Source organism: Micropruina glycogenica (assembly GCF_900289045.1).
GTDB classification, from domain to species: Bacteria; Actinomycetota; Actinomycetes; order Propionibacteriales; family Propionibacteriaceae; genus Micropruina; species Micropruina glycogenica.
The window spans coordinates 691634-707288 of record NZ_LT985188.1 but is presented as its reverse complement, the minus strand read 5'-3'; the positions used below and the strand labels follow the sequence as shown (position 1 = coordinate 707288).

The window sequence follows — 15655 nt, the reverse complement described above, 5'->3', positions numbered from 1 at the left end:
ATCTGCAAGGTCGCCGGTCCAGTCCGCAATCTAGCAAACGACTTATACGTTTCAGTGTCGACGCTTCGCGCGAGGCGGGCGGAGTCCGAGCTCGTCCGCCGGCCGACTGGTCGCGCGTGGGTTCCGCACGGACCCCGGCCCGCCGGATAGCGTGACCGCATGGCGCAGCGTGACATCTCCGCCGTACCGTACTGCTTCGGGGCGGCGGAGGCGGTCGGTCTACCCGGGCCTGTGCTCAGCAGCCTGCTCCTCGCCCTCGGTCACACCCCCACGGGGGCGAAGGCTCTGCTCCACCGCTTGTCGGGGTGGGGCCTGGTCAGCTCCACCCGCCACGGCCGCGTGGCCGTGCACCGCCTGGCGGGCCAGCTTGCCGAGGGCTACCAGCAGGTGGTCAGCCCACAGCCCCAGCGGGTCTGGGGCGGGACGTTCCACACGCTCGTCTACGACATCCCCGAGTCGCGGCGCCGCGAGCGCGACCAGCTCCGAGCCGCGGCGGTCGGCCATGGCTACCGCCAGCTGCGTCCGGGGGTGCTCGTGTCGCCGTACGACCGCTCGGCGGGGTTCCTGCCGGCGTTTCCCGGCGTTGTGGCGGGGCAGCTCCGCCTCTCCACGGAGGCCGCAGCGGTGGTGGCGGAGCGGTGCTGGGACCTTGCCGCCTCGGCGGTCAGGATGGACGCCCTCGCGAGCGACCTGGAGACCGCTGCGGGGGTCGCCGCTGAGCCCCGCGAGGCGTTCGTACGGTTGCATGCGCTGATGAGCCCCGCGGTGTCACTGCTCCTCGCCAACGCGCAGCTGCCGCAGGAGCTGCTGGGCGGGGCCGGCCTCGCCCGTACGGAGCGGCTCGCGCGAGCCATGGGAACGGTGTCCGACAGGCTGGGGCCGCAAGCGGCGGCGTACGTGGACGAGGTGGTCGAGGCGTCGGGCCATGCGGCCCTGGTCGAGCGCGAACCTCGCTCGGTCAGCCCCCGATCGTGATGCCGCCTCGCATCAGCACCTGCAGGGCCACGAGGACCACGAACGCGACGATCCCCGCCACCGGCCACGGCGAGAGCCGGGGCGGCTGCCAGCCCGCCGGCTGGTGCGCCTGACGAGCGAAGATGAACGACATCGGCGCGAACACGCCGTTGGAGACGCCGGCCATCGCGACCACCACGACCTCGCCCACGCTCAGCGACATCGCCTGCAGGGAGAACATCACGAACGCGTGCACCAGCAGGAACGGGATGGCCAGCAGCCATGGCCACCACGCCATCGCCCGCCGAGCCGCGATCTCGTCGCCGGCGACCGTCGCCACGGGCTGGGCGAAGAGCCTGGCCGACACGAACATGCCCGCGATGCCCGCGGCCATCGCGACGAACATCGCCCAGATGGGCCAGCCCAAGGCGGCCGCAGCCATGGCCGTGTCGCCCGCCCCGAACGGCGTGAGCACCCAGTAGGTGATGCCCTCCTGGAGGGAGGTGAAGCCAAGCCAGAGCCACAGGAGGTGGGCGAACCCGCCGCGCGCTTCGAGCGGCCGCCACAGCGCCATCGCGAGCCCCAGCACCAGGCTGGCGATGTCGGCGGACAGTGCTGTGATGGCCGCGTGCCACCCGCCGGGATCGGGCTGTTGCGTCACGCCGTACGAGAACATCGTCGACCGGTAGCCGAGGGCCGCCCCGACGAGCCAGTGCACGACCTCGTGGATGAGCACCATGAGGCCGCCGCCGAGCAGATAGGCGACGAGGTTGTTCCGTACGAGGGCGTGTCGTTGCTGGGGGGTCATGCGGCCACCCTGGCACACAAAGGGTGACACGTCCATCACGAATCGTGCCATCAACGTGCCATGCCGATGACGCCCATGGCGCCGTGGCCAGCTGCGCTACCTGACCGACGCCTACCGCACCCTGCAACGCACCGTGCCGGATGCCCACCGCAGCCCCGAACTCGACGACGTGATCGACTGGCTGGGCGAGACGATCCGCCAGACCGCTGGCCGCCTACTACGAGGAACACGCCGAGGTGCTGCTCGACGCGGAGGCGCACGGGCCGTCGTATCTGGCGCTGGGGCCGGAGCGGCTTGGCGAACCGGTGAGAGCGACCGGTGCGCACGCTCGCATCAGGCCGGTGCGGCAAATACTGCGCGACCCCGACGACAACCGCGACTGGGTGGTGCACGCGACCGACGACGAGCTCGACCGACGACCGCCGCGGTCAGCGGCCGAACTGCTCGCGGGCCACGGTGCGAGCCACCTGCCACGCCTGCTCGTTCGCAGCCGCCAGCAGGAACCGTCCCACCACGCCGGGACCGTACGGCTGCCCGTCGATGGTGGCCTGCACCCCACCCTGTTCGGTGATCATGAGGCCACCCGGCAGGTGGTCCCACGGGTGCATCGACCAGTACCCCAGAAACGCCCGCCGGCCTTCGACAACTGCGGGGTAGTCGACGCCGCAGCAGCCGGCCAGTCGCACCAGCTCGACGTTGCGCGACTCTTCGGGTCGCGGCCGCCCCCAGCGGCCGTGCAGCGCGCCCACCAGCGGCTCGGACGGCGCTGCCACCGCCAAGCGCTCGCCGTTTCGGTACACGCCGCCACCGAGCTCGGCGAAGAACATCACCTCGGGCACGGGCTGCCAGATCCAACTGCGGGTGGTGACGCCGCTGCGCACCTCGGCCACCATCACCGCGAAGTCGGGGCTGCCGCCGGCGAAGTTGCGGGTGCCGTCCACCGGGTCGATCACCCAGGCGAGCTCGGCGGTCGGCAGCTGCCGAAGTGGCGTCGAGTCGGCGTACATGCCTTCTTCACCCACCACGAGGCAGCCGGGGTCTTCGCGCCTGAAGATGTCGGTCAACGCTCGTTCTGCCAGCCGGTCGGCCACCGTGACCAGGTCACCAGGGCGCTTCTCGATGATCTCGTGATCGGCCAGGGCCTGAAACCGGGGCATGATCTCGGCGTCGGCCACCTGCCGAATCGCCTCGACCACCGCCTCGCTGCGCATCAGGGCTCCAGGGTGTCGGCGTGGTCGGCGGTCACGAAGTCGATCAGCTTCTCGACTTCGGTCATCAGGGCCGGGTCGAGGTCGCGCCAGCTGGTCACCTGGCTGCGAATGCGCCGCCAGGCGTTGGCGATGTCGGCCTGGGTGCGCGCCGGCCAGCCCAACGCCCGGCAGATGCCGGTCTTGTAGTCCTGCCCTTTGGGAATCTCGGGCCACTGCTTCAGCCCGACCACGGACGGCTTGACGGCCGTCCAGATGTCGATGAAGCGGTGCCCGGTGACCATCACCCAGGGGCTGGTGACCTGCTGCACGATGCGCGACTCCTTGCTGCCGGGCACCAGATGGTCGACGAGCACCCCCAGGCGGCGGCCCTGCTGCGGGGCGAACTCGGTGACGATCGCGGGCAGGTCGTCGATGCCGCCGAGGTACTCGACCACCACCCCGACGTGCCGCAGGTCGTCGCCCCACACCTTTTCGACCAGTTCGGCGTCGTGCCGACCTTCGACGTAGATGCGCGAGGGCAGCGCCACCTTGGCGGTGGTCCTGGTCGCCCGCGAACCGGACGCGGTGTGTGTCGGCCCGCCGTTCGCGGCGCGTTTGGGCGCGGTGATCGCCACGGGGCGTCCGTCGAGCCAGAACCCGGGGCCGAGCGGAAAGCTGCGCCGCTTGCCACGCCGGTCTTCGAGCACCAGCAGACCGTTCTCGACCCGCACCAGGGCCCCGACGAAGCCCGACGTCGGGTCTTCGAGCACCATGCCGAACTCGGCCGGCAACTCAGTGGTGGTCGGCTTACCGGCTTTCTGCCAGCCCGGCGCCAGCACGTCTTTCGGGTAGCGGCTCATTGCCAGAAGGCTAATCGCTGCGACCGACGAAAATCGCCCGGCCACGCTGAGGCCGGCCAGAACCGTCCCTGCCGCTGAACGCCCCCGACGACCCGCCCGCCCTATCCGCTCGCTCGACTACTTGCCGGTCGAGCAGGTGGGCGAGAAGCAAGAGGTTCAGCGAACGAAACGGGTGCCGCTCAGGCTGCGGTAGGCTGACCCCGTGGCATTCCGACTTCTGCTTCGACAGCCGCGCTGACACCCACCGTCACCGCGGCGCCCCTCCTTGCGCGAGGGGCTTTTTCATGTCCACAAGCAGAGACGATCGAAGGATGAGATGAGCGAGACGCCGTACCGCTACACCGCCGAGTTGGCCGGGCAGATCGAAACCGCCTGGCAGGACCGTTGGGAGGCCGAGGGCACCTTTCACGCGCCCAACCCCGCCGGGGTGTGGGCCGAGCCCGACCAGGTGGCCGGCCGCGACAAGCTGTTCGTGCTGGACATGTTTCCCTACCCCAGCGGCGCGGGGCTGCACGTCGGCCACCCGCTGGGCTACATCGGCACCGACACCTACGCCCGCTTTCAGCGCATGCTGGGCCGCAACGTGCTGCACGCCCTGGGTTATGACGCGTTCGGCCTGCCCGCCGAGCAGTACGCGGTGCAGACCGGGCAGCACCCCCGGGTGACCAGCGAGGCGAACGTCGCCAACATGCGCCGCCAGTTGCGCCGGCTGGGCCTGGCCCACGACGACCGGCGCAGCGTCGCCACCACCGACGTCGAGTTCTACAAGTGGACGCAGTGGATCTTTCTGCAGGTCTTCAACTCCTGGTACGACCACGACGCCGACAAGGCCCGGCCGATCAGCGAACTGATCGACGAGTTCGCCAGCGGGGCCCGTCCGGTGCCGGCCGAGCGTCCGTGGGCCGAGCTGACCGCTGCCGAACAAGCCGCCGTCGTGGACGCCTTTCGGCTGGCCTACATCTCGCAGGCGCCGGTGAACTGGTGCCCCGGTTTGGGCACCGTGCTGGCCAACGAAGAGGTCACCGCCGAGGGCCGCTCCGACATCGGCAACTTCCCGGTGTTCAAGCGCAACATGAAGCAGTGGATGATGCGCATCACCGCCTACTCCGACCGGCTGCTGGCCGACCTGGACCGGCTGGACTGGCCCGACAAGGTCAAGGCCATGCAGCGCAACTGGATCGGCCGCTCGACCGGCGCGTCCGTCACCTTCACGGTGGAGGGCCACGAGGCCGCCATCGAGGTGTTCACCACCCGACCCGACACCCTGTTCGGCGCCACGTTCATGGTGCTGGCCCCCGAACACCCGATCGTCGACGCCATCACCCCCGGCGAGAATTCGTGGCCGACCGGCACCAAAGACGCCTGGACGGGCGGGGGTCCGTCCCCCTCCCAGGCGGTGACGGCCTACCGCGAGGCCGCAGCCCGCAAGACCGACCTGGAGCGGCAGGAGAACAAGGACAAGTCGGGCGTGTTCACCGGCGCCTTCGCGATCAACCCGGTCAACGGGGCCAAGCTGCCGATCTTCATCGCCGACTACGTGCTGCTGGGGTACGGCACGGGCGCCATCATGGCGGTGCCCGCCGAGGACGAGCGCGACTGGGATTTCGCCAAGGCCTACGACCTGCCGATCATTCGCACCGTGCAGCCGTCCGAGGGTCACGACCCCGACAGCGCGTTCACCGGCGACGGGCCCACGATCAACTCGGCCAACGACGCGATCTCGCTGAACGGCCTGGGTATGGCCGAGGCCAAAAAGGCGATGATCGGGTGGTTGACCGCCAAAGGCCTGGGCGTCGAAACCGTCACCTACAAGCTGCGCGACTGGCTGTTCAGCAGGCAGCGCTATTGGGGCGAGCCGTTCCCGATCGTCTACGACGAGGGCGGCTACCCGATCGCGCTGCCCGAGTCGATGCTGCCGGTCGAGTTGCCCGACGTGGACGACTACAGCCCGCAGGCGTTGGACCCCGACGACTCGACGTCGGAGCCGGTGCCGCCGTTGGCCCGGGCCACCGATTGGGCCACCGTCACGCTGAACCTGGGTGACGGCGAGAAGACGTACCACCGCGAGCTGAACGTGATGCCGCAGTGGGCGGGGTCGTGCTGGTACGAGATGCGCTACCTGGACCCGGCCAACCCTGACCGTTTCGTCGACCGTGAGGTCGAGCGGTACTGGATGGGGCCGCGGGACGACGTCGACACCGGCGGCGCGGATCTGGCCGACACCGGCGGCGTCGACCTGTACGTCGGCGGTGTGGAGCATGCCGTGCTGCACCTGCTGTACGCGCGGTTCTGGCACAAGGTGCTGTTCGACCTGGGCCAGGTTTCGTCGGCCGAGCCGTTCCGGCGGCTGTACAACCAGGGCTACATCCAGGCCTACGCCTACCGCGATGCACGCGGCCAGACCGTCCCGGCCGAGGAGGTCGTCGAGACCGCCGGCGCCGACGGCGAGCTGCACTACTTCTGGCAGGGCGAGGAGGTCGCTCGGGAGTACGGAAAGATGGGCAAGTCGCTGAAGAACATCGTCACACCCGACGACATGTACGACTCCTACGGCGCCGACACGTTCCGGATCTACGAGATGGGCATGGGTCCGCTGGACCAGTCGAAGCCGTGGGAGACCCGGGCCGTGGTGGGCTCGCAGCGGTTCCTGCAGCGGCTGTGGCGCAACGTGATCGACGAGGCCACCGGCGAGGTGCGGGTGGTGGACGCCCCGATGGACGCCGCGACCGAACGCGCCCTGCACAAGACCATCGACGCGGTTCGGCGCGACTATGACGCTCTGTCGTTCAACACCGCGATCGCCCGGCTGACCGAGTACAACAACGCACTGACCAAGCTGAGCTCGGTGCCGCGGGAGGCGATCGAACCGATGCTGCTGATGGTGGCCCCGCTGACCCCGCACATCGCCGAGGAGTTGTGGTCGCGGCTGGGCCATGAGCACTCGCTGGCGTTCGAGGGGTTCCCGGTCGCCGAGGCGTCCCTGCTGGTCGAGGACACGGTCACCTGCGTGGTGCAGGTCAAGGGCAAGGTGCGGGCCCGGTTGGAGGTTCCCGCCGACATCACCGAGGACGCGCTGCGCGAGCAGGCCCTGGCGCTGCCCCGGATCGTCGACGAGACCCCGAACGGGGTCCGAACGGTGATCGTGCGGGCTCCGAAGCTGGTCAACGTGGTGCCCGCCTGACCCCCTGATCCCGATCGTGGACGGTTCTCTGATCCGGATCACAGAATCGTCCCCGTTCCGACCCAAGGGACGGTTCTCGATCTGGCCCAAGGGACGGTTCTCGATCTGGCCCAAGGCACGGTTCTCTGAGACAAAACTGGAACCGTCCCCATTCCGGCTCAGGTCTCGACAGGCTCGACCAACGTCGGGGTGAACCGCTGGCGTCCATGCGCTGAACACCCGGAGTTGGAGAAATCCACACCAATCGCTTATGGTCCTCTCAGCTTGATCTCAGGGTGCGCTCAACCGTCTCTCAGTGACATGGGTGGCCCTGGATGACCCGGGAGGACCACCGATGCTCGCTCGTAAGACCGCACTGTCCACTGCGCTGGCCGTCAGCGCCTCGCTCGTGTTCTCGTTGGCGCCGGTTGCGGTGCCCGCGGTGGCCGACGAAGTGACGCCGCCGGCCGTCACCGAGCCGAGCCCCACGCCCACCACGGTCGCCCCCACGCCCGACCCCATCGCGACCGAGACCCCGGCGCCGACACCCACCGAGACCGCGCCCGCCACCGTTCCGCCGAAGAAGACGACGAAGGCGCAGAAGGCCCGCGCCAAGGCGATGAAGGTCGTCCGCGCAGCGTTGGCCAAGGTGAAGAAGGGTCAGTACGTGCGTGGACGCTCGGGCCCCAACTCGTTCGACTGCTCGGGCCTGGTGCTCTACGCCTACCGCAAGATCGGCATGAAGCTGCCGCACTCGTCGCGCACCTTGTCGCACCGCGGCAAGAAGGTCAGCAAGAAGAACCTCAAAGTCGGCGACCTGGTGTTCTTCTACACCCCGGTGCACCACGTGGCGATCTACATCGGCAACGGCAAGATCGTGCACGCCCGCAACCCGCGCGCCGACCTCGACGTCAGCAGCCTGAAGAAGTACGGCCACTACAACTCGGCCCGCCGCATCATCAAGTGGTGAGGGTCCGCGGCCCTCGCGCGTGACTCACGAACGGCCCGGCAACGTCCAACTGGACGCCGCCGGGCCGTCCGATTTGCGCCCCGGCCGCACGTCATCTTAGTCTTTTCTCAGATGAATCTCAGCCTCAACTCAGCTTGCGTCGCTCCCGCCCCGCGGTCGCAACGTGAACGAAGGAAGACCAACTGATGCGTGTGCGTCGCCTCGCCCTGTTCGCTGCTCTCGTCGCCACCAGTGGCCTGCTGCTGTCGGTCGTGCCCGGTGCCGAGTCGTCGGGCGCCGCACGCACATCCACGCCGGCGGTTGCTGCCGCACCGACGGTCACCGAAACGCTGGCTGCGGCCCACCAGAAGTCGTTGCTCGACACCTCCCTGGCAGTGGCGCGGGTCAACGCGACACTGAATCGGACGCCCCGCTTCGAGTACGCCAAGAGCAAGACGGTGTCGCTCACCGACCAACGCGCGAAGAAGGTCGTCGCGGCCGCCCTTTCACGCGTCTCGACCGGTCAGTACGTGTGGGGGGCCTCGGGCGGCAACAGCTTCGACTGCTCCGGCCTGATGATGTACGCCTACCGCCAGATCGGCATCTCGTTGCCGCACTCGTCGAGTGCTCAGTCGCGGCTGGGCAAGGCGGTCTCGATCAAGAACCTCAAGCCCGGCGACCTGTTGTTCTTCTACTCCCCCGTGCACCACGTCGGCATGTACATCGGCGACGGCAAGTTCGTGCACGCCCGCAACACCCGCGACGACCTCGAGGTCGACACCATCAGCGGGTACGGCCACTTCACCTCGGCCCGCCGCATCATCGGCTCCTGAGACTGGCTCCGGGCCCTGGCGTCATGAAATGACGACCGATCTCGGACGCTCCCCCGCTCAGTGAGCGGGCGGACGCGCCGAATCGGTCGTCATTTCACGAGTGCCCTAGGACCCTGCTGACCAATCATGCCCCGGCTGCGGCGCGCCCGGTCGGGCGATCCACGGGCCCCAGATCTGGGCCCGTACGCCCGGTACGACCTCCAGATCTTGGGCCCGCGGCTCATCCCGCCGGGCACGTCCTCGCTCGGAACAGCATTGTTTAGCAGAGTCCTAGAGGTTGCCGGCTTTCAGCTCCGACAGAATGTGGTCGGCCTGCCGCATCGCCAGGGCGACGATGGTCAGGGTCGGGTTCGCCGCCGCACCCGTCGTCATCACCGAGCCGTCGCTTATGAACAGGTTGGGCACGTCGTGCGCCCGTCCCCAGCGGTCGACCACGCCGTCCTCGGGCTTCTCGCTCATGCGACAGGTGCCCAGATTGTGCGTGGCCGGGTAGGGCGGGGTGTGGTGCACGCCGGTGGCACCGACCGCGCCGTAGATCGCATCCGCCGCGGCATAGCCGTGGTTGCGCATCGCCACGTCGTTGGGGTGGTCGTCGAAGTTGACGTTCGGCACCGGCAGCCCGTGCTGGTCTTTGACCGAGTCGTGCAGCGTGACGCGGTTGGACTCTTGCGGCATGTCTTCACCGACGATCCACATGCCGGCGGTGTTGCGGTAGGCGTCCATCTTCTCGGTGAACGAGCGGCCCCATTCCCCCGGCTCGACGAACGCGGCCAAGAACGCGGGGCCGAGCGACAGGGTCTCCATGTAGTAGCCACCCACGAACCCGCGGCCGGTGTCGAGCTTCGCCTCGTCGGCGATGATGCCCGCCATGGTCTCGCCCCGGTACATGTGCACCGGCTGGTCGAACCGCGCGTAGGCCGATCCGGTCATGTGCCGCATGTAGTTGCGGCCCACCTGCCCCGACGAGTTCGCCAGGCCGTCCGGGTGCTGCGAACTCGCGCTGAGCAGCAACAGGCGTGGCGACTCGATCGAGTTGCCGGCGAGGCAGACCACCCTGGCCGCCTGCTTGTGCAGGTTGCCGGACGCGTCGAGGTACTCGACGCCGTCGACCTTGCCGGTGGCGTCGTGGGTGATGCGGGTGGCGTGACATTCGGGCCGCAGGTCGAGCTTGCCGGTCTCGAGCGCCCGAGGAATCTCGCGCACCAGCGTCGACCACTTCGAGCGGTTCTTGTCGCCCTGAAAGTTGAACCCGTCTTGAATCGAGGCCGGACGGCCGTCGTAGGGCTCGGCGTTCGTGCCGTAGGGCCCCGTGGCGTAGTAGCGGTAACCGGCCCGCTCGGCGCCGTTGGCGAACACCTTGTAGTTGTTGTTGGCCGGCAAAGCGGGACGGCCGTGCCGGTGCGTCGAGCCGATCGCGATCTCGGCCTTGTCGTACCAGGGCGCCATCTCGTCGCCGTCGATCGGCCAGTCGAGCAGGTTCGCGCCCTCGATGTCGCCGTAGTGCGTGCGGGCCTTCCACTCGTGCGCCATGAACCGGGGCGTCGCGCCCGACCAGTGCGTGGTGGTGCCCCCGACGGCTTTCACGATCCAGGCCGGCAGGTTCGGGAAGTCCTTGGTGATGCGGTACGAACCGCTGGTGGTACGCATGTCGAGCCAGGCCATCTGGCCGAACGCGGCCCACTCGTCGTTCTCCCAGTCGTCCACGCTGAAGTGGCGGCCGGCCTCGATGAGCACGCAGGGCACGCCGTTGCGGGTGAGTTCGTAGGCCATGGTGCCGCCGCCGGCACCCGACCCGATGATCACGACGACCGGGTCGTCATGGGCGATCGACGTCATGTCAGGCTCCCTTCACGATCTCGACCCGCGGCTCACCGTCGTACTCTTCGATGCGCACCTCGGGCAGCCAGGCGAGGTCGTCGAAGCCGCGGTGCAGGTAGCCGCCCTTCTCGAACGAACTGCCCTCGTAGCCGAGCAACTGCCACACTTCGTGGTCGTCGTAGAGGGCGACCACCGTGGTGGAATGCACCAGCCGGAAGAACGGTTCGGCCTGAACCGCCTCGAGCTTGGCGGTGACGGCATCGTCGTCCAGGCCGTCCAGGTCGCCCAGGGCGTCCAGCCCGGCGGCCAGCACGCCGTCGGAGTCGGCCTGCTGAACGGCCGCGGACGTCCGCTGGTACGGCCCGTCGGGAAACGACGGGTGCGGGTAGGCGACCCGCAGCACGCGGAACAGCGTCGCCTGTTGCGCGTCGGTGAGCGGCTCGGGGGTGCCGCCGGTCTCGGGATCGGCCTGGTCGAGCTGCAGTTCCTCGGGCTCGATCGGCTCGTTCTGGGCGTCTGACACGCCTGCCTCCTTCACATCATCGGGAATACGCCGCGGTCGGCGTGAGGCCTGGTTCGGAGGTTAGGCAGCCGTACGCAGGGCTGAACAGGGCGGCTTCTCATCGACTGAGAACGCGGCGCGGCGGGTCGGGTCAGCGCGGGTGGCCGCCGTGCAGCAGTCGACTCACCCGGCCCGCGACGTTGCGCAGCTTGGCCTCGACGGTGGCGTCCTGTCCGGTCAGGCGGTCGGGCCGGGCCGACACCGCGACGGCCCCGATCAGCCCCGCGTGCGGGTCGCGCACGGGCACGGCGGCGCAGGCCCAACCGGCGAGAAACTCCTCGCGCTCCCAGGCCACCCCGCGCAGGGCGACGTCGCGCAACTCGTCCTCGAGGGTCGCGCGGTCGGTGATGGTGTTGGCGGTCAGCCCCCGCATGCCGTACCGGTTCAGGTAGAGCTCGCGGCCCGCGACGTGCTGTTCGGCGAGCAGAATCTTGCCGAAAGCGGTCGAGTGCGGCACGTCGTGGAAGCCGAAGTGCATGGTCGGCAGCCGGGGGCATTCGGGCGAGTCGACCACGTAGACGATGACCAGTTCGGCGCCGCGCAGTACGGTCAGGTAGGCGGCGAAGCTGGTGTCCTCGTGCAACCGGGTGATCTCGCGGGCCACCGGGCGCGAGATGCCCACCTGGCGGTGCAGGGATTGGCCCAGCTGATGCAGCTTGGTGCCCAGCTCGTAGCGGCTTTCGGCCCTGATGTGCACCAGGTAGTCGCTGTCGACCAGAGAGTTCGCGATGCGGTACACCGTGGGCAGCGGCAGGTCGAGCGAGTGGGCGATCTCCTTCGCGCTGGCCCCACCACGCTCGGCCACGACTTCGAGCACCATCAGGGCCCGCTCGACGGGGCCCTTGGGCGAATCAGGCTGCATGTCGCCATGGTTGCGCACCCGCGCTCGGCTCGCCAGCGCCATGGGGTTGGTGCGGCACGCTGCTCAGTCGAGCAGGTCGCGCACCACCGCGTCGGCCAGCAGTCGGCCCTGCAGGGTCAACGTCAGTGCGTCTTCGTTCAGGGCCACCCACCCCCGCGCGACGAGGTCGCGCACCCGGGCCTGCTCCGACGGCGTGAGCACCGACAGGGGTAGGCCGCTCGACAGCCGCGACTCGAGCAGCACCCGCTCGACCCGGCGGCTGTCCGCGCTGAGCACCTCACGCGCAGCCGCCGGGCTGCGGCCGTGGCGCAGGGCGTCGGTGTAGCTGCGAGGGTGCTTGACGTTCCACCACCGCACGCCACCCACATGCGAGTGCGCGCCCGGGCCGACGCCCCACCACGGGTCGCCCCGCCAGTAGGCGAGGTTGTGCCGGCACTCGTGGCCCGGACGGCTCCAGTTGCTGAGCTCGTACCAGTCCAGCCCGGTGGCGGTGAGCTCACGGTCGGCGACCTCGTAGAAGTCGGCCTGGTCGTCGTCCACCGGGGGCGGCACCTCGCCCCGCTTGATCTGGGCCGCCAGCCGGGTGCCGGCTTCGATGATCAGGGCGTAGGCCGAAATGTGGTCGGGTCGGCAGGCCAGCGCGGCGGCCAGCGAGGCCCGCCAGTCGTCCACCGATTCGCCGGGCGTGCCGTAGATCAGGTCGAGGCTCACCGAGCCGAACCCGGCCGCCCGCGCCCAGCCCACGACGTCGGCCACTCGCCCGGGGGTGTGGCGACGTTCGAGCACCTTGAGCACGTGTGGGCGGGCCGACTGCATGCCGAACGAGATGCGGGTGAACCCGCCCGCGACCAGGGCGTTCAGGTAGGCCTCGTCGACCGATTCGGGGTTGCACTCGGTGGTCACCTCGGCGCCGGGCGCGAGCGTGAACCGGTCGCGGACGTTGTTCAGCAGGCCGACGAGTTCGTCGGCCGCCAACAGCGTGGGGGTGCCCCCACCGACGAACACGGTGTCGACCGTCCGCGGCCCCAGGACGTGTGCGGCGAGGTCGAGTTCGGCCCGGGCGGCGGCGAGATAGGCGGTGCGTGACGCGCCGGGCGCCGAGCCCAACTCGGCCGAGGTGTAGGTGTTGAAGTCGCAGTAGCCGCACCGCGTGGCGCAGAACGGCACGTGCAGGTACAGCGAGATCGGCCGGTCGCCGAGTTCGGCCATGGCCGGGGGTGGCAGCGAGCCGTCGGCGGGCGCCGGGTCTCCGGTCGGCAGCGCCGAGGGCATCAGGGCAGCTCGAACGGCAACGGCAGGCCGTCCAGCGCGCGGCGGCAGGCGCACGTGGCGGTGTCGTCCGCCTCGGGCTCGGGCAGGGCGCCCACCACGTCGAGCAGCATGGCCTTCAAACGTTCGATGTTGCCGGCGAACACCCGCAGCACCTCGGCATGCGAAACACCGGGCCCTTCGACGCCGGCGTCGGCGTCGGTGACCATGCAGACCGTCGAGAAGCACATCGCCAGGTCGCGCGCGATGGACGCCTCGGGCATGCCCGTCATACCCACCACCGACCAGCCGGCCGCGGCGTGCCACTGCGATTCGGCGCGGGTCGAGAAGCGCGGGCCGTTGATCACCACCAGCGTGCCGCCGTCGACGGCGGCGGGGTTGGCGGCCAGAAATGCCGCCCGTCCGCGCGGGCAGTACGGGTCGGCGAACGAGGTGTGCACGACGGGGCCGATGGCGTCCCAGATGGTGTGGGCGCGTCCCCAGGTGCGGTCGACGACCTGGTCGGGCACCACGAACGTTCCGGCGGCGAGGTCGGCCCGCAGCCCTCCGACGGCGCAAGGCGCCAGCACCTGGCGCACGCCCACTGAACGCAGCGCCCACAGGTTGGCCCGGTAGTTCACCCGGTGCGGCGGAAACTGGTGCTGTTCACCGTGACGGGGCAGAAAGGCCACCCGGCGGCCGTTGACCTCACCGATGGCCAGCGGCGCACTGGGCTCGCCGAAGGGGGTGTCGACACTCACCCGCTCGATGTCGCTGAGAAACGAGTAGAAGCCCGAGCCGCCGATGATGCCGATGTCTGCCTGCACGTCCCAACTGTAGGGCCCCGCCGCGTCAAGGGACGGTTCTCCAACGGTTTGGGGACGGTTCTCCAACGGTCACAGAACCGTCCCCTCACCGGTTGGAGAACCATCCCCTCACCGGGTTGGAGACCGTCCCCTCACCGGTTGGAGAACCATCCCCTCACCGGGTTGGAGACCGTCCCCTCACCGGGTTGGAGAACCGTCCCCTGAACTCGTGGATCGTTACGACCCGGCGGCCTTGTTGGCGGCGTCTTGCGCCTTCTGCAGCCCCGCCTCGACCTCGGTGCGGCCAAGGAAGATCTCGTTGAAGATGGGCTTCCAGGCACTGAACGCGGCGCCGTAGTTGGCCCCCGCCGGCGCCGAGATGGCCGGCATCGCGCCCTGTTTGGCGAACTGTGACGGATCGACCTGCTGCGCGGCCCAGTAGTCCTTGAACGACTGCTGTGCGCTGATCACCGCGGGCAGCGCCGCACCCGACTTGCCGATGAACGAGGCACCCTGTTGCGCGCCGAGCCACTGCAGCACCTTGGCGGTGGCCTCAGGGCTCTTGCTCTTGGCGTTACCGCAGACGATCACCGAGTTGACCACCGACACCGCGCCCTTCGGCCCGGCAGGCATCGGCACGATGCCCCACTCGAACTTGGCGCCGTCGGCCACGTTCTTGAGGTTGTACACGCCCGACTGGAACAGCGCGATCTTGCCCTGCAAGAACTGGTCGCGGGTGAAGTCGCCGTTGTCGTTGGTGTTGGACGCCGCCGGCGACACCTTGTACTTGTTGATCAGGTCGACGATGTACTGAAACGCCTGCACCGACTCGGGCCCGGCGAACACGAACTTGCCGTCGGCGTCTTGGAACTGGCCGCCGTTGCTGCCGATGAAGTTGTAGTAGATGCCCTGCAGGTCTTGTGCGGCCGAGTAGCCCCACTGCTTCGGCTTGGCGCCGTTGAAGCCACTCTCGTCGCCGCGCTTGCCGTTGGCGTCGATGGTGAGTTTCTGCAGCATCGGCAGCAGGGTGTCAGCACTGCCGCCGCCCGGCGCCCAGACCAGGCTGCTGACCTGCTCGGGAGTGACGCCGGCGTCGTCCAACAGCTTCTTGTTGTAGTACATGGCGATGCCGCCGTCGGTGAGCTGCGGCACCCCCCACAGCTTGCCGCCCAGGGTGTACTGCTCGACGGCGGGCGGCACCCAATCGGCCTTCAACGAATCGAAGTCGCTGCCGATCTCGATCACCGAACCCGAGGTGTAGGGCTGAAGGTACGAGCCGTTCATCATGAAGATGTCGTCGGCGCTGCCGCCGCCCACGTCGGTGCGCAGCTTGGTGAAGTAGTCGGCCCACGGCACCAGCGACGTCTTCACGGTGATGCCCGGGTTGGCCTTGCTGAACTCGGCGAACGAGGCGTCATAGGCCTTCTGCACCTGCTCGTCCCACAGCCGCACGGTGATGGTGGCGCTGGCTGCCGAACCCGAGGCGGTCGCGGACGACTGGGCCTGCTGCTGGGCGGGCGAGCAGCCGGCCGCGCCGATCAGGGCGGCACCGGCCAGGCCGGTCATGAAAGTGCGCCGGCTGAGGGAGTTGGGCGTTGTCACGGG

General features: G+C 69.1%; 13 protein-coding genes and 2 pseudogenes. 6 read left to right on the top strand and 9 right to left on the bottom strand.

Annotation, left to right across the window (positions count from 1 at the left end; all coding sequences use genetic code 11):
• The first annotated feature begins 159 nt into the window (after positions 1-159).
• Entirely contained in the window at positions 160-975 is an 816-nt protein-coding gene (locus MPLG2_RS03270) for a hypothetical protein (RefSeq protein ID WP_105184909.1), read from the top strand.
• Here MPLG2_RS03270 and MPLG2_RS03265 read toward each other — a convergent pair.
• On the bottom strand, positions 959-1762 hold the full coding sequence (locus MPLG2_RS03265; protein ID WP_105184908.1) for a hypothetical protein: 804 nt from the start codon (positions 1760-1762) through the stop codon (positions 959-961). The genes MPLG2_RS03270 and MPLG2_RS03265 overlap by 17 nt on opposite strands.
• Positions 1763-1853: 91 nt before the next feature.
• Here MPLG2_RS03265 and MPLG2_RS19605 point away from each other — a divergent pair.
• Positions 1854-1970: pseudogene (locus MPLG2_RS19605) on the top strand (DUF3516 domain-containing protein); the annotation flags it as partial.
• Positions 1969-2148: pseudogene (locus MPLG2_RS19805) on the top strand (DUF3516 domain-containing protein); the annotation flags it as partial. The pseudogenes MPLG2_RS19605 and MPLG2_RS19805, both read left to right, overlap by 2 nt.
• Before the next feature lie 42 nt (positions 2149-2190).
• Here the strand turns inward: MPLG2_RS19805 and MPLG2_RS19225 are convergent.
• Together MPLG2_RS19225 and MPLG2_RS03255 are read right to left on the bottom strand one after the other, a co-directional pair.
• On the bottom strand, positions 2191-2973 hold the full coding sequence (locus tag MPLG2_RS19225) for an inositol monophosphatase family protein (protein ID WP_105184907.1): 783 nt from the start codon (positions 2971-2973) through the stop codon (positions 2191-2193).
• Positions 2973-3812: a DUF3097 domain-containing protein gene (locus tag MPLG2_RS03255; RefSeq protein ID WP_105184906.1), complete on the bottom strand. Its 840-nt coding sequence runs from the start codon at positions 3810-3812 to the stop codon at positions 2973-2975. The genes MPLG2_RS19225 and MPLG2_RS03255 overlap by 1 nt, the downstream gene beginning before the upstream one ends.
• 316 nt (positions 3813-4128) lie before the next feature.
• Between MPLG2_RS03255 and leuS the strand changes: the two genes are divergently transcribed.
• The 3 genes from leuS to MPLG2_RS03240 all read left to right on the top strand — a co-directional run bounded on the left by leuS (position 4129) and on the right by MPLG2_RS03240 (position 8754).
• On the top strand, positions 4129-6993 hold the full coding sequence (leuS, locus tag MPLG2_RS03250; protein WP_105184905.1) for a leucine--tRNA ligase: 2865 nt from the start codon (positions 4129-4131) through the stop codon (positions 6991-6993).
• Positions 6994-7327: 334 nt separating this feature from the next.
• Positions 7328-7942, top strand: coding sequence for a C40 family peptidase (locus MPLG2_RS03245; protein WP_105184904.1), 615 nt, complete (start codon positions 7328-7330; stop codon positions 7940-7942).
• Between the two features lie 185 nt (positions 7943-8127).
• Entirely contained in the window at positions 8128-8754 is a 627-nt protein-coding gene (locus tag MPLG2_RS03240; protein ID WP_105184903.1) for a C40 family peptidase, read from the top strand.
• 270 nt (positions 8755-9024) lie between these two features.
• On the opposite strand, the gene MPLG2_RS03235 is transcribed toward MPLG2_RS03240, so the two are convergent.
• The 6 genes from MPLG2_RS03235 to MPLG2_RS03210 form a co-directional block, all read right to left on the bottom strand.
• A complete protein-coding gene (locus MPLG2_RS03235; protein ID WP_105184902.1) occupies positions 9025-10590 on the bottom strand; it encodes a GMC family oxidoreductase in 1566 nt (521 codons plus the stop codon).
• Position 10591: 1 nt separating this feature from the next.
• Positions 10592-11095 (bottom strand): hypothetical protein, encoded by a 504-nt coding sequence (locus MPLG2_RS03230; protein ID WP_197710061.1) that lies wholly within the window; start codon positions 11093-11095, stop codon positions 10592-10594.
• Between the two features lie 130 nt (positions 11096-11225).
• Complete coding sequence (locus MPLG2_RS03225) at positions 11226-11996, bottom strand: IclR family transcriptional regulator (protein WP_158680831.1); 771 nt, start codon at positions 11994-11996, stop codon at positions 11226-11228.
• 63 nt (positions 11997-12059) lie between these two features.
• On the bottom strand, positions 12060-13268 hold the full coding sequence (hemW, locus tag MPLG2_RS03220) for a radical SAM family heme chaperone HemW (RefSeq protein WP_105184900.1): 1209 nt from the start codon (positions 13266-13268) through the stop codon (positions 12060-12062).
• Positions 13268-14071 (bottom strand): S-methyl-5'-thioadenosine phosphorylase, encoded by an 804-nt coding sequence (locus MPLG2_RS03215; protein WP_105184899.1) that lies wholly within the window; start codon positions 14069-14071, stop codon positions 13268-13270. The genes hemW and MPLG2_RS03215 overlap by 1 nt, the downstream gene beginning before the upstream one ends.
• Before the next feature lie 216 nt (positions 14072-14287).
• A complete protein-coding gene (locus MPLG2_RS03210; RefSeq protein ID WP_197710060.1) occupies positions 14288-15652 on the bottom strand; it encodes an ABC transporter substrate-binding protein in 1365 nt (454 codons plus the stop codon).
• Positions 15653-15655: the final 3 nt, after the last annotated feature.